Annotated in this window: 14 protein-coding genes; 1 reads left to right on the forward strand and 13 read right to left on the reverse strand. The window is 41.0% G+C overall.

What is annotated here, in order from left to right; all coding sequences use genetic code 11:
- Positions 1-50 precede the first annotated feature (50 nt).
- From hybG to BKK50_RS03220, 13 genes are all read right to left on the reverse strand, one after another.
- Entirely contained in the window at positions 51-326 is a 276-nt protein-coding gene (gene hybG, locus BKK50_RS03160) for a hydrogenase maturation factor HybG (RefSeq protein ID WP_077415237.1), read from the reverse strand.
- Positions 327-355: 29 nt separating this feature from the next.
- Entirely contained in the window at positions 356-865 is a 510-nt protein-coding gene (gene hybE, locus BKK50_RS03165) for a hydrogenase-2 assembly chaperone (RefSeq protein ID WP_077415239.1), read from the reverse strand.
- 45 nt (positions 866-910) lie between these two features.
- Positions 911-1,417, reverse strand: coding sequence for a HyaD/HybD family hydrogenase maturation endopeptidase (locus BKK50_RS03170; protein ID WP_077415241.1), 507 nt, complete (start codon positions 1,415-1,417; stop codon positions 911-913).
- Positions 1,417-3,126, reverse strand: coding sequence for a hydrogenase 2 large subunit (gene hybC, locus BKK50_RS03175; protein WP_077415243.1), 1,710 nt, complete (start codon positions 3,124-3,126; stop codon positions 1,417-1,419). Before hybC ends, BKK50_RS03170 begins: the two co-directional genes overlap by 1 nt.
- Positions 3,126-4,352, reverse strand: coding sequence for a Ni/Fe-hydrogenase cytochrome b subunit (gene hybB / locus BKK50_RS03180; protein ID WP_077415245.1), 1,227 nt, complete (start codon positions 4,350-4,352; stop codon positions 3,126-3,128). The genes hybC and hybB overlap by 1 nt, the downstream gene beginning before the upstream one ends.
- Complete coding sequence (gene hybA / locus BKK50_RS03185; protein WP_077415247.1) at positions 4,345-5,385, reverse strand: hydrogenase 2 operon protein HybA; 1,041 nt, start codon at positions 5,383-5,385, stop codon at positions 4,345-4,347. Before hybA ends, hybB begins: the two co-directional genes overlap by 8 nt.
- A gap of 2 nt (positions 5,386-5,387) precedes the next feature.
- Complete coding sequence (hybO, locus tag BKK50_RS03190) at positions 5,388-6,539, reverse strand: hydrogenase 2 small subunit (protein WP_077415249.1); 1,152 nt, start codon at positions 6,537-6,539, stop codon at positions 5,388-5,390.
- Between the two features lie 254 nt (positions 6,540-6,793).
- Positions 6,794-8,233, reverse strand: coding sequence for a bifunctional indole-3-glycerol-phosphate synthase TrpC/phosphoribosylanthranilate isomerase TrpF (gene trpCF, locus BKK50_RS03195; protein ID WP_077415251.1), 1,440 nt, complete (start codon positions 8,231-8,233; stop codon positions 6,794-6,796).
- 28 nt (positions 8,234-8,261) lie between these two features.
- Positions 8,262-9,263, reverse strand: coding sequence for an anthranilate phosphoribosyltransferase (gene trpD, locus BKK50_RS03200; RefSeq protein ID WP_077415253.1), 1,002 nt, complete (start codon positions 9,261-9,263; stop codon positions 8,262-8,264).
- Between the two features lie 51 nt (positions 9,264-9,314).
- Complete coding sequence (locus BKK50_RS03205) at positions 9,315-9,701, reverse strand: tautomerase family protein (protein ID WP_077415255.1); 387 nt, start codon at positions 9,699-9,701, stop codon at positions 9,315-9,317.
- Between the two features lie 27 nt (positions 9,702-9,728).
- Positions 9,729-10,310: an aminodeoxychorismate/anthranilate synthase component II gene (locus BKK50_RS03210; protein WP_077415257.1), complete on the reverse strand. Its 582-nt coding sequence runs from the start codon at positions 10,308-10,310 to the stop codon at positions 9,729-9,731.
- Between the two features lie 10 nt (positions 10,311-10,320).
- Positions 10,321-11,868 carry an anthranilate synthase component I gene (trpE, locus tag BKK50_RS03215; protein WP_077415259.1) on the reverse strand — a complete coding sequence of 516 codons (1,548 nt, stop codon included), beginning with the start codon at positions 11,866-11,868 and terminating at the stop codon, positions 10,321-10,323.
- A 147-nt stretch (positions 11,869-12,015) separates the two neighbouring features.
- Complete coding sequence (locus BKK50_RS03220) at positions 12,016-12,600, reverse strand: FMN-dependent NADH-azoreductase (RefSeq protein WP_077415261.1); 585 nt, start codon at positions 12,598-12,600, stop codon at positions 12,016-12,018.
- Between the two features lie 271 nt (positions 12,601-12,871).
- Between BKK50_RS03220 and thrS the strand changes: the two genes are divergently transcribed.
- Complete coding sequence (thrS, locus tag BKK50_RS03225; RefSeq protein ID WP_077415263.1) at positions 12,872-14,803, forward strand: threonine--tRNA ligase; 1,932 nt, start codon at positions 12,872-12,874, stop codon at positions 14,801-14,803.
- The last annotated feature ends 188 nt before the right edge of the window (positions 14,804-14,991 follow it).

Here is a 14,991-nt window from a genome sequence, read left to right on the forward strand (position 1 = left end):
TGCATAATACCGAAAAACATCATGAAATTTGACCGCACTTAAAAGATAAATTATTGCTGATCCAGTCTTAAAAAATCATCGACTTCGTGATCCAATTGACTCATTGCTATCAAGGCTTCTTGAGTTTGCTTGGCTTCCTGCTCATCAATAATACTCATCGCAAAGCCTACGTGAACAAGAACCCATTTGCCTAATAACTCAGTCGGATCACTTTCACAAATGAGCGAGATATTCACCTTACGTTTGACACCGCATACTTCCACGGTAGCAAGTTGAAGGGCATTGTCCCCCATTTTGACGATTTGTCCCGGCACACCTAAACACATAATTTATATCACTCCTATTAAAACGCCACTTATTTTACCATCGCACTGAATAGGTTACGACGATTTGAATCAAAAGTAGGGGAGGCAGTTGGCATAGATAAAATCATTCTTAAACAATCCTGTGATAGTTGAATTGCTTGTGCGTTGGTTAGCGAAGGATCAATAGGAGAATGGAGCGAACAACTTAAGTATTGGGGGATGTTTTCCATTCCGCTTACTGTGAACGTGAGCGCTTTATAAGGCAATTGGACAGTGAGTTTATCACCGATTTCTCGCGCCTCCCATTGTTGATCTTTACCGGGTAAAATCACCACACTAAGCATCCAAGGCGTAACAACCGAGCCAACCCATTGCTGTTCAAAGAGGATAAATTTGGGACAATAACATTCAATACCTTGCCGATAAAAAGGTAAATCTTGCATATTTTTTGCCACTTCTAGCATTGAAGATTGAAATAATGCGGAGGGATCTTGTTCAAATCCCTGAATGATATTTTCAAGTGCGGTGGAATTTTGGGCTATTTTTTCGTGTCGATACATAATTTATATAACATTGGCGTAAGAATTGGCATAATTTGTGCAAGGCTAAACGGCTGATTGTTTATATGAAACATTTTCACACAGACTGGTTTGAAAGCCATATTTTTTCAAAACCGTTTCCAGTGTTTCAAAAATGGTCGGAAACATCGCTTTAATTTTCTCACTAAGCGCAATTTGCGGTTCTAATGTTTCCGGTTGAATGCCGACTAAGCATAAATTTTTAGGAAATTCGCCTGTCAGTTTTAATGCGGAGAGAACATCACAAATACCAAGTTGATGGGGCGATATTTTTTGAGAGAAAAATACCGGAACTTGGTCATCGTATAAGATGACCATTTCGCCCGGTTGTTTGTTGGCAAGGACGGCATCAATAATGATGATATGATCGCGGTTTGCCATTTCATCCAGGAGTTCCATTCCACAGGTGCCACCATCAATAACATCAAAGTGCGGTTGAATTTCCGGGTGATTTTCCAAGGCTTGAGCAACCCTTACCCCCACGCCTTCATCGCCTAATAAAATATTACCTACACCTAAAATCAGCGGTTTCATTACAGCACCTTCACTTGTGTGACTTCACCATTTTCGGTATTGATGATATGTACGGCACAAGACATACAAGGATCAAAAGAGTGAATAGTACGGACGACCTCAAGCGGTTTGGTTGGATCAGCAACCGGTGTGCCGATAATGGAAAGCTCGTAGGGTCCCATTTCATCATTTTGATTACGTGGGCCGGCATTCCAAGTGGAGGGCACAACGGCTTGATAGTTTTCAATACGACCATTTTTAATCACAATCCAGTGGGAAAGCATACCACGTGGTACTTCACCAAAGCCAACCCCTTTAAATTCGCCATTTTGTGGAATGTCCGTTTTTAAATACGCCACGGTATCACCGGTGCCGATATTATCAATGAGTAATTGCCATTGTTGCACGAGAATATCATTCAGTGCACAACAATGCACGGTACGACCGGTAATACGTCCGAGTGTGGAATGCAAGTGTTCGATGGAAAGGGGATTACCGGTTAAGGTTTCATATATGCCTTTAATTTGATTGAAGTGTTTTAAGGTTTTTTCATCTTGGCTTGCTAAATTACACATTAAATAGGCAAGCGGACCGACTTCGACTACTTTACCGTAGAAACTTGGGGCTTTCACCCAAGAATATTTCCCGTCATCTTGCCAGCCGGTATATTTCGGACGAGTTAAACCAACCCAAGGTTCAAGGGCTTCATCATCTTCATACCAGGCGTGTTTACCGCTTTCTTTGATGCCTTTCACAACAAATTCGTCTTTTTGTTGAGTGATAGGGCGGAAAGTATTTAAATCAAAATTTTCGATATAGCCGCCTGTTAAAGCAAATTGGGCATTTTCGCTATCAATTGGATATTCCGGTACGGATAGGTAATTACCTGATGTTTTACCCAGACTAAGCCATTCAGGATAATAAGCGGCGATCACCGCAGTATCGATCTTATAGACCTGATTAACGAAGTCATTTAACCGATCAATACAGGCTTTGACGAACATTAAACGTTCTAAATTTAAGACCGCTTGTGAATCTAAATTAATTGGGTTGGCGACACCGCCAATGGCTAAGTTTTGAATATGGGGTGATTTACCGCCAAGCAATGCCACAATGCGATTACAATCCCGTTGACATTCAAGAGCGTGGAGATAGTGTGCTACCGCAATTAAATTGACTTCCGGCGGTAATTTCATTGCAGGATGACCGAAATAGCCGTTTGCAAAAATACCCAGTTGACCGCTATCAACCAGAGACTGAATTTTTTTCTGCACATTACGAAATTCATTAGCACTATTGAGTGACCAAGTAGAAATCCCTTTCAACATATCCGCCGCTTTGTCTGGATCTGCTTTAAGGGCAGCAGTAATATCCACCCAGTCCATAGCAGAAAGCTGATAAAAATGAACGATATGATCATGCATACTGTGAGCAGATAAAATCATATTACGAATATATTGTGCATTTACCGGTACCTTGGCACCAATTGCATCTTCTACTGCTCTCACACTGACAATGGCGTGTACTGTGGTGCAGACACCACAAATTCGTTGCATAATCATCCAAGCATCACGAGGATCTGCACCTTTTACTATATTTTCCATCCCACGCCACATTGTGCCGGAAGACCAAGCATTGGTAACAACGCCATTTTCAATTTCACAATCGATACGTAAATGACCTTCAATACGTGTAATAGGGTCGATTGAGATACGTTTTTTTTCAGTCATTATTTTGCTCCACTCATTTTTTTACTGAATGCTGCTTTTTCTGCAATAATTTGTTCCGAATCTTCATTACGTTTTTCTTTTAATACCGGTAGGACAGGGAAAAGACGGATAATCAAGATATAGGCACAAATTTCAATAGAAACAAAGCCGATAGAAATCAACAATTCTTCTGCTGATGGAAAATAGCGATAACCATTTCCCGGGTTGTACATAATTAATGAATAATTTAAACGCCATAAGGCGGCACCTAATAACATACTGAGTGCTGAGATAAACAGCCAACGTGAATCGGATTTCTTTTCACCGAGGAAAAGAGTGAGTAGGGGTAATGTCATTAACCATATTTCCAACCAGAACATCCAAGCCTCAAATTGTCCTAGTTTGTCAAAACCAAGCACATAATGAAGTTTATCGTGGTAAATCAATTCACCAAAACGTACAACAAGGAAAAGTGCGATTAAACCCGCTGTAATTTTTGCAAGCTGGCTGAAAAGAGAACGTTCATCAGGGGTTTTACCGGCAAGCCCGGCACTGACGAGCGAGCCTTCAAAGATAACAATTGAGAAGCCCATAATGAATGCAGTGAGCAAGGATAAAATGGGTAACATTTCATAGCTTTGCCAAACCGGATGAATCTTGTGTCCGGCAACAATCATTAGCGATCCCATGGAGGATTGGTGCATCATTGGCAGTAGTGCGCCAAGTGCGATCACAAAAAACATAATTTTATTGAGCTTGTCGAACCATTTTTTTAATCCAAAGAAACCAAGCCAAACAGGAGCAAATTCAAGTGTGACAACAATGATATACACGGTCATACAGAATGCGGTTTCAAATAGCACGGAATTGGTGTTAAATTGCCCCGGTACATAGAAGTAAGGCAAGTGCCAATAACGCCCCATATCAATGGTGATAGAAAGCCCGCCTAAGGCATAACCGAATAGACTGGCAAGCAATGCCGGACGAACGAGAGGATGATATTTCCCTTTATTAAAAATATAAACCACCCAAGCCAATGCCCAGCCACCACAAGCAAATCCTGTACCGACAAGCAAATCGAAAGCAATCCATATTCCCCAAGGATAACCACCGTTGAGTGCGGTAACAGAACCTATTCCAAAAAACAACCGTTTGATAATTAGCAAGGTACAAATTATCGCTAAGGGGGCAAAAAAGAGAATTGTGGCGGAAATTAGTCGTCCGCCAACCGGACGTGGATTACCCATTATGTTCATCCTCCGTTTCTTCCATTTCTTTACGAGCTTGGCGCATCGCTTCTTTTTGAGCATCAATACGAGCCTTGATTTTATCACCGTGCATATTTTTGTAGGTCATCATTGTAAGACCTGCTAATGCAATAAGCGGTAATGCCATTCCTCGATATAAGAAATGTTGTAAGTGTGCCGCACGGGCACCGGTTGCAATGTTATCGAGATCCGGTAACCCGAGATTTTCCTGGGGAACGCCACTTAATACCAACACCTGTGTGCCTCCCCCTTCGGTTTCACCATATACACGATACTGATAGGCGGGGACGGTAGCCCGATATTTGTCGGTACTATGGATATGTTGGCGTGGATAATCATATTCGCTACCGCGTAACAAACTTAAGCGGTGTTTTGCTTCAGCCAAGAGTTCTTCACGGGTACCAAAAATAATGGCACCTGTTGGACAAACATGACAGCAACCCGGTAATCCGCCTTTATCTAAGCGTTCTACGCCTTTTTGATTGCATAACTCACATTTACTGATTTGACCAAATGGATTATCGTAATCATATTTTGGTACATCGAAAGGGCAACTCACCATACAATAACGACAACCTGTACAAATATCGGGATCGTATTTCACAATGCCGGTTTTAGGATCTTTCGTTAAGGCTTGTACAGGACAAACAGAGACACAGTTTGGATCAACACAATGCATACATTGTTTTTTAATATACGCATAACCGTTTTCGGATTGATCTTTATTTTTTCCTTCCCCATCACTCCATACTTGAATAATATTTCGGGTGAAGGGGGTGAGTTTATCATTATTTGACCAAGTTTGCTCACCGTTAGGATTGGTTGGGGTTTTATTGACTTGCTGACATTCCGCTACACAGGCTTGACAACCTACGCAAAGCGTTGAATCGTAAAGCATTCCTAAAGAATTTGGAATGGGCGGTAAATTTTCAGCAGCTTGTGCTTTTGCCATAGGAAGATTGGATACCACTGTTCCAAGCAAACCTGCTTTAAGGAAGTTTCGTCTATCCATTTTTAATTTCCTGATGAGTCGTGTTTATGAGTGTGTTTATCTATATGACGATTGGCTTTATGTTGTTTGCTAAGCTCTTTTAGGGTGAGAACACTCACACCAGCCAAAATCGCTGCTGCGCCGCCAAGTAACCCAACCGCTGTCATTGATGCGCTTTCGCCTTCTACATTATTCACATCGGGTTTATTGACCCGAGGGGTTGGATTTTCTACATTGGCGAGTTGAAAGATACCTTTGGTAAAGCCAATGCCTTTATCATTGCAACCATAGCAAGGATGTCCGATACCCACCGGCCAGTTATTTCCTCCCACATCACAAAATTCAAGTGTAGAGCAGTTACCGTAAGTTTCCGGACCTTTACAGCCAAGATGGTATAAACACCAACCGTGGCGATGACCATAATCACCAAATTCTTTGGCAAAACGCCCGGCATCAAAGTGCGGTCGGCGATAACAGTTTTCGTGAATAAGACGGTCGTAAGCAAATAACGGACGATTGAGTTTATCCATTGCCGGTAATTTTTTATAGGTGATGATGTAAGCAACCGTGGCTAAGAAGTTATGAGGATTTGGCGGACAGCCCGGGATATTGATGACCGGCATACCTTTTGGCAAGGCCTCCGCAAGGCTGACTGCACCGGTCGGATTACCTCCGCTTGATGGCACACCGCCCCAAGAGGAACAAGATCCAATTGCAATGATCGCTGCTGCACCTTTTGCCGCTTCACGAATATGCTCGACAATCGGCTTGCCTGCAACCATACAATAGATGCCGCCATCTTTTAGTGGAATTGAACCATCCACCACTAACACATATTTACCGTAGTATTTTTCGATAGCGTGATGTTTATTTTCTTCTGCCTGTTCACCGAAGGCGGCAGAAAGTGCTTCGTGATATTCAAGGGAAATCAAGTCGAGGACAAGATTTTCAACAGTAGGGTGGGTTGCGCGTAATAAGGATTCGGTACAACCGGTACATTCTTGTGCGCCAATCCATATTACCGGCGGACGAGCGGGATTTGTCATTGCCGCTGTCATTTCCGCACCCGCTTTTGAACTCAATCCCATTGTTGCAGCCAGTGCGCTACACAATTTCATAAAATCTCGGCGAGAAATATCTGCCAAAGTCGAAAAAACGCTATCCTGATTCCCCATAGTATCACTCCAAAGACACACAAAATTTACGGTCATTGGTGCTATGATAGAACTTTTTGATGAAAGAAAAGTTGATCAATGTCACAAAATGATTATTTTGTATCAAAATTATATTCAATTTGTGAACAAAATGTTGTTATTTATGAGAATGGTTATTAATTAACTGGTTTTAATATTGGAATTCAAATAATTATTCTAATGTTATTAGGCGAGAAAATAAGCGCTGCTAAATTTGGCAGCGCTTAGATAAAAATCTAGTGAAGATCAAAAATTTTCTCAAAAACCGACCGCACTTTTTCCTCATTTTTTATACCGGGCATACTTTCTACACCTGAATTCAGATCCACCCCTAAACACCCTTGAATTATCGCTTGTTCAACATTTTCCGCTGAAATTCCCCCCGCCAAAATCGTTTTATATTTTAGCTTTTCAGGAATTAACGACCAATCAAAGGCTTTGCCAATTCCCCCTTGCTGGTTTGCCGTTTGGCTATCGAAAATATAGCGGGCAACATGGAAATCATCGCTAAAATCAACCGCACTCTTTTCATGAATGTCGATTGATAGGGCTTTCCAAATTTGGCAGTGCTCAGGTAGTTTACGGCGAAGATCAGTGATAAATTCAGGTGTTTCTGAACCATGTAGCTGGACGGCATAAAGGCTTAATTGTTGGGCTATTTTAAGAATAAAATCAATGTCTTGATTTTGAAATACACCAACAAAGCGAAGTGGTGCTGCCGTCACTAATTCTTGAGCTTGACGCAAGCTGATACAACGTTTTGATTTCTCTGCAAAGATAAGTCCGCCATAAAGTGCTCCATTTTCATAAACGGTTTTAACATCTTGTATGCGTGTTAAGCCACAGACTTTATTTTCCCCAAAAATCACCGTACGAACGGCATTGTTTAAATCAGTACTTCCCATTAAACTGCTGCCGATTAAAAATCCCTGTGCCACCTTTTGTAGCTGACGGATTTGCTGGTGATCATAAATACCGGATTCACTGATAATGCGAACCTCTGACGGTATGCGATCAGCATATTTCTCCGTTAATTGGACAACCCGATTTAAATCCACCGAGAGATCGTGCAAATTGCGATTATTCACCCCGATAATTTTCGCACCGAGCGCTAAAGCACGTTCAAATTCTTCTTCGTTGCTGGTTTCTGTTAATACCCCCATGCCCAATGAATGAGCAAGGTTTGCCAACACCTGATAAGTGTCATCATTAACGACGGAAAGCATTAACAAAATCGCATCTGCTTGATAATAACGGGCAAGATACACCTGATATTCGCTTATCATAAAATCTTTGCAAAGCACCGGTTGTGGCACTATATTTCGCACTTGCGGCAAAAATTCAAAATCCCCTTGGAAGTATTTCTCATCGGTCAGCACTGAAACCGCCGAGGCATAATGCTTATACACATTGGCGATTTCATCTAAATTAAATTCAGAGCGAATTAACCCTTTGGAAGGGGAGGCTTTTTTACATTCCAAAATATAGGCTGGTTTTTGGTGCGATCCTTTTGATAGCGCATCATAAAAAGAGCGGTCGGATTTTGTGAGGTTTTGTTGAAATTTGCTAAGTGGAAATTCCGCCTCTTTGGCTTTCACCCAGGCGGCTTTATCAAGGACGATTTTTTGCAGTACGGTTGCCGAAGCAATGGGTTTTGAAAAGTCTTGAGTAATCATTTTATTTTCTACTAAATACAAATTCAGGTTAATATTGCGTTAATTTTTGCAAGGTTTCAAATGCTTTGCCGGTGGATAAGGTTTCCAATACATTTTGCGTATTTTGTTTAAGATCTTCATCGCCGAATAATTTGAGTAATAACGCTGTATTGGCAGCAACGGCATTGGCGTGTTCCGCTTTTCCTTTCCCTTGTAAAAGTGCGGTCAATATTTTGGCATTTTCTTGTGGGTCGCCGCCTCGTAGGCTTTCAAGGGATTGATTTTTCAATCCAAAATCAGCAGGGGTTAGGGTGAAATAGTCAATTTTCCCCTTGTTTACCTCGGCCACTTGAGTATCGCCGTGTAGTGCCACTTCATCTAAACCGGCACCATGAACAATGAAAGTATGTTCATGTCCTAAACTCACAGCTGTTTCCGCATAGGTTTTTACAAGCTCAGGGGCATAAACACCCAGTAAGTGGTAAGTCGGTCGGGCAGGGTTAATGAGTGGGCCGAGAATATTAAATATTGTGCGGGTTTTTAATGCCGCACGGACAGGTGCAACATAGCGAAAGCCGGGGTGATATTGCTGGGCAAATAAAAAACAAACCCCAATCTCATCGAGTGCTTGACGTGCAGATTGAGCAGAAATACTGACATTAACGCCTAATGCGGTTAATACATCACTAGCCCCTGATTGGCTAGATACACTGCGATTACCGTGTTTAGCCACTTTGGCGCCCATTGTCGCTGCCACAATACAACTTGCTGTTGAGATATTAATGGTGTTTTGTCTATCGCCTCCCGTACCGACAATATCGGCAAAAGGATAATCAGGTCGTAGAAAGGAATTGGCATTTTGTAGAGAAGCGGACACTGCACCGCTTATTTCCTCAATGTTCGCACCACGCAATTTTAATGCAATCAGCATCGCTGCGATTTGTTCATTAGACAATTTGCCTTGAATGACTGCGTTAAAAAGTGTGGTGCTTTCTGATTGACTGAGTTGGCGACCGTTGTAAAGTTGTTCTAGTAAAAGGTTGTGTTGCATCGTCTATTCCTTAATTATGTTATTTTGTTATGATGTCACAAATTATAGCGGTTAGACGTAAATATCGTAATCCAAGTCCCGTGCCTCATCGCCTGTCATTCCACGAAAACCCCAGCAATGCGCCGGTTGCTCTTTGATGGTAATTTCCACATCATGAGCACGGATACCCAGTTTATACTCAAGTTCACTAAATAACATTTTGATTAAGCGTTTTTTAGTGCCTTCCATTCGACCTGCCATTAAGTTAATTTCAATAACCGTGTAATCATCGCTACGATCGAAAGGGTAGTAAAAATCTTCTTTTTCTAAGCCCAAAAAACGGATGGCGTGTTTCCCTTTTGGAATATCCAAGCCTAAATAAAGGCTGTTGTAAATAACATCCGCTAATATTTCTCTGCGTGGTGCAAGATTGGATTTTAATCCGAATACAGTAATCATATTGTTCTCCTTAGTGTGTTTGTATTTTTAATGATTCAGTAACCATTCAATGGATTGTTGTAACAACTGCGACCCTTGTACCGTTAAAATGCTCTCCGGATGGAATTGGAATGCGCAAATTGGCAAGTTACGGTGGCGAATTGCCATAATAATACCGTTGTATTCTGCATTGATGACAAATTCTTGTGGTAAATCTTGCCCCATAAGAGAATGATAACGGGCAACGGGCATCGGGTTGATGAGATCTTTAAACATCGCTTCATTATCATGATTTATCTTAGAAACTTTCCCATGTAATACTTCACCGGCGTGAACCACTTTTCCGCCAAAGGCTTGAATTAACGCTTGATGACCTAAACAAATTCCGATCATCGGGATTTTGTCTTTTAAACGTTCAATTAAAGGCAACAAAATGCCTGCTTCGGCAGGTGTACCGGGACCGGGGGAGAGTGCAAGGATAGTATCCTGCGTTGTTAGTGCCGTTTCAACGAGTTGTTCTAAATCGCAATCGTTGCGGTAAATTTTAACTTGATGTCCTAAAACACGAAATTGATCCACAAGATTATAAGTGAAGGAATCAAAGTTATCTAAAAAAAGAATATTTGCCATAACATATCCCTTATTTGGCTTGTGTGTTGATCTGACGAATTGCTTTTAATACTGCCGCCGCTTTGTGTCGGGTTTCATCCGCTTCCATTTGCGGATCGGAATCTAACACTTCGCCACAGCCTGCTTGCACATGGGCAATACCGTTTTGTACAAAAGCCGAGCGAATCACGATACAAGTGTCTAAATTACCATCAGAAGTGAGATAACCTACCGCCCCACCGTAACTGTGGCGTTTTTGTTGTTCATACTGATAAATAAGCTGCATTGCTTTGATTTTTGGCGCGCCGGTAAGCGTTCCCATGTTCATACAGGCTTGATAAGCATGAAGGGCATCTAATTCAGGGCGAAGTTTGCCCACCACTCGGGAAACCAAATGCATAATATGCGAATAACGATCCACTTGCATCAATTCTGCCACTTGACGTGTACCACTTTGACAAACTCGGGCAATATCGTTGCGAGCTAAATCTACTAACATTAAATGTTCTGCTTGCTCTTTGTGATCTAATCGTAATTCCAGTTCTAAACGGGTATCCAATTCGGGATCAATATTACCATGTGCATCAAATCCACGAGGACGAGATCCGGCAATTGGATAAATTTCTAACTGACGGTTTTTCGCAGTATATTTGAGCGCACTTTCCGGTGAAGCACCAAACAAAATAAATTCTTCATCATTCATATAGAACATATACGGACTTGGATTATTTTGTTTCAGTTGAGCATAGCTTGCCAACGGGTTAGGGCAAGCCAGAGAAAAGCGGCGGGAAGGGACAATTTGGAAAACATCTCCAATATTGATATGGTGTTTTAAGTCTTTTACTACATTGATAAATTCAGGATCCTCAAAATTCGTTTTCACCTCATCACTGGCGGATTTAATGGATAAAATGTGATCGATATTTTTTAATTGTTGTGTGATAGCGAGGGCGGTTTTGGCGACATTAACCTGCTCTTCTTGCGAAAAACAGTAACTTTTCAAGGTGGCCTGTTGGCTTTGATGATCGATTGTGATCAAATGCTCAGCCAGATAAAAACGATAATCAGGGCAAGAAATCCCATCATCTTTTAAAGTGATATCATTCATCGGAATGAAATTAGCGACTAAATCATAAGCAAATAAACCGCCTAAAAAAACGGGGCTATCGCTGTGTTGGTAAAGCGTTGAAATCACCCGTAAGCCATCAAAAACTGTTGCCGATTGTAATTTACTGTCTTCATCCAACTGATTATCAAGCGGGGAAAAATTAATGGAAAATTCATCATCAAAATCGACCGCACTTAGGGAATTGTACTGAGCTAAAACAGGAAAAATTCCTTTCAAAACCTGTTTACCATTGGCATTTAATGCTTTAAATGTGACGTTGTGACCAACACAAGTAATCTTAACTGCCGCATTGATCAATATAAGGCTTTGTAAGCTATTTTTACTGCCAATTTCAGCAGAGTCGAGGAGCAGCGTATTAGGATGATGACATAATGTGTTAAAAATTGCGGTGGTATCTGAATGATAAGGAACAGGTTGTGTGGTAACCGCAATGAAAGCCTTGTTTTGCATTTTTTAATCCTTTTCAAAAATTTGTACTATTAAACTAGTACAAAATAAATAAGTCAAGAAAAGATTTAAAAATTCTACTTCATTTCACAAAATATGTATTGGCAAGGAAAAAAGAAAGCCATCTCGAAAGATGGCTCTAAGAAAGGACTAAAGTGCGGTCAAAATATCACTAATTTTTTCTTTGGCAGATTGTAGTGCTTTTTCAATTGCTTCAGGGCCAAAACCGATACCTTTTGCATACACGAACTGTACGTCAGTAATTCCCACAAAACCTAAAATAGCTTTCATATATTGTGTGACAAGATTTTCATCATCGTATAGTCCGCCAAATGCGCATAATACAATGGCTTTTTTACCTTGCAATAAACCTTCCGGGCCATTTGCCGTATATTGAAATGTGACACGTGGACGGGCGATGAAATCAAAATAAGATTTTAATTGAGTGGGAATATTCAAGTTATACATCGGTGCACCGATAACTAAGGTATCGGCATTTTTTAGTTCAGAAACTAGTTCATCTGAAAGGGCGAGAAGTTGTTTTTCTTCTTCTGTTTTAGGTTCGCCCCGCACCGCAATAGCCGCTGTGGCATCGAAGTGAGGCAGTGGATCTTTGGCTAAATTCCGAACCACAATATTGTCACCTTGTAGTTTTTCGATTGTATAATCCACTAATTTATTACTCTGAGAATTATCAGCAAGAATGCTTGATTTTAACACCAATACGTTGCTCATTTTATTTCCTTTAACTTGTGTAAAATAAGGGTTGCGATTCTAGTGTTTATTTTTTCATAGAAAAAGTTATTTTTAAGAAAAACATTATTTCTTTTTATGAAAATATCAAGGCTGTTTTCTATTTAACAAGATTATAAGAAAGTGATAGAATTCGCCACCGCACTTTCTTTATTCAATGGTAGGAATGAAGCCAAGTGCGGTTAATTTTTATTGAATTTTTAAACGAACATGTCACCTTTCGTATGGGTGACCACTGTATTAAGGAATAACTATGCCAATTATTACTTTACCTGACGGTTCCCAACGTCAATTTGATCGCCCTGTTTCCGTACTTGAAGTGGCTCAGGATATTGGTGCAGGTCTTGCCAAAGCAACCATTGCCGGTCGTGTCAACGGTGAACGCCGTGATGCCTGTGATCTTATTGAGCAAGATGCCACATTGGAAATCATTACCGCAAAAGATGAAGACGGTTTAGAGATTATCCGCCATTCTTGTGCGCATTTATTAGGTCATGCTATCAAGCAATTATTCCCAGATGTGAAAATGGCGATTGGCCCTACGATTGAAAATGGCTTTTATTATGATGTGGACTTAGATCGCTCTTTAACTCAAGATGATTTAGATGCCATTGAAAAACGTATGCTTGAATTGGCGAAAACCAATTATGACGTGGTGAAAAAACGCGTGAGCTGGCAAGAGGCACGAGATACCTTTGAGCAACGTGGCGAGCCGTACAAAATGGCAATTTTAGATGAGAATATTGAACGCACGGCAACACCGGCGTTATATCATCATGAAGAATATATTGATATGTGTCGTGGACCGCATGTGCCGAATATGCGTTTTTGTCATCATTTCAAATTACAAAAAGTGGCAGGCGCATATTGGCGTGGTGACAGCAAAAATAAAATGTTACAACGTATCTATGGCACGGCTTGGGCAGATAAAAAACAATTAGCCGAATATTTACAACGCTTGGAAGAAGCGGCAAAACGTGATCACCGTAAAATCGGTAAAGCCTTAGATTTGTACCATATGCAAGAAGAAGCACCGGGTATGGTGTTTTGGCACAATGATGGTTGGACAATTTTCCGTGAGCTTGAAACTTTTGTCCGCACAAAATTAAAAGAATACGATTATCAAGAAGTGAAAGGTCCGTTTATGATGGATCGTGTATTGTGGGAGAAAACAGGGCATTGGCAAAACTATGGCGATCTCATGTTTACGACACAATCGGAAAATCGTGAATATGCCATTAAACCAATGAACTGTCCGGGGCATGTGCAGATTTTCAATCAAGGGTTAAAATCTTACCGTGATTTACCTATTCGTATGGCGGAATTTGGTTCTTGTCACCGTAACGAGCCTTCCGGTTCTTTACATGGATTAATGCGGGTGCGTGGTTTCACCCAAGATGATGCCCATATTTTCTGTACGGAAGATCAAATCGAAAGTGAAGTAACCAGTTGTATTAAAATGGTTTACGACATTTACAGCACCTTCGGTTTTAACGATATTTATGTGAAACTTTCCACCCGTCCTGAAAACCGTATTGGTTCGGATGAAATGTGGGATCGTGCGGAAGCCGGTCTTGCTGCCGCCTTGGCGCACAATCAGCTTGAATATGAAGTTCAAGAAGGCGAAGGGGCATTCTATGGGCCGAAAATTGAATTTGCATTGCGTGATAGTTTAGGGCGTGAATGGCAATGCGGTACGGTACAGTTAGACTTTGCCTTACCGGGTCGCTTAGAGGCGACTTATGTTGCCGAAGATAATGGCCGTAAAACACCGGTGATGATCCACCGTGCAATTTTGGGTTCAATTGAGCGTTTCATCGGTATCATTACAGAAGAATACGCCGGTTTCTTCCCACCATGGCTAGCCCCAACACAAGCTGTGGTGATGAATATCACCGATAGCCAAGCCGATTATGTTCAACAGGTAGCAAAACGGTTATCTGATGCGGGGCTACGGGTGAAAACGGATTTACGAAACGAAAAAGTTGGGTTTAAAATCCGTGAACATACTTTACGCCGTGTGCCTTATATGCTGGTTTGTGGTGATAAAGAAATCGCAGAAGGTAAGGTGGCAGTGCGTACCCGTAAAGGGGTTGATCTTGGCTCGTTCAGTGTAGAAGAATTTGCGGAAATCTTGAAAAAACAAGTAAGAAACCGTGAATTAACATTACTCAACGAAGAATAAAAACACTGTAAAAACTAACCGCACTTTGTAGGCGGTAAATGATAAAAGGCTAGGTTGTCACTAGCCTTTTTTATCAATTTTAAGAAAAATGAAGGTTTCTTAATCTTTTCTTAAGATTTATGCGGTTTAATACACCTCAACAAAGCAACAATGCTTTGAAAAATGAATGATTAACCCTAAATTTAAGA

Source organism: Rodentibacter rarus (assembly GCF_001998965.1).
Classification (GTDB): Bacteria; Pseudomonadota; Gammaproteobacteria; order Enterobacterales; family Pasteurellaceae; genus Rodentibacter; species Rodentibacter rarus.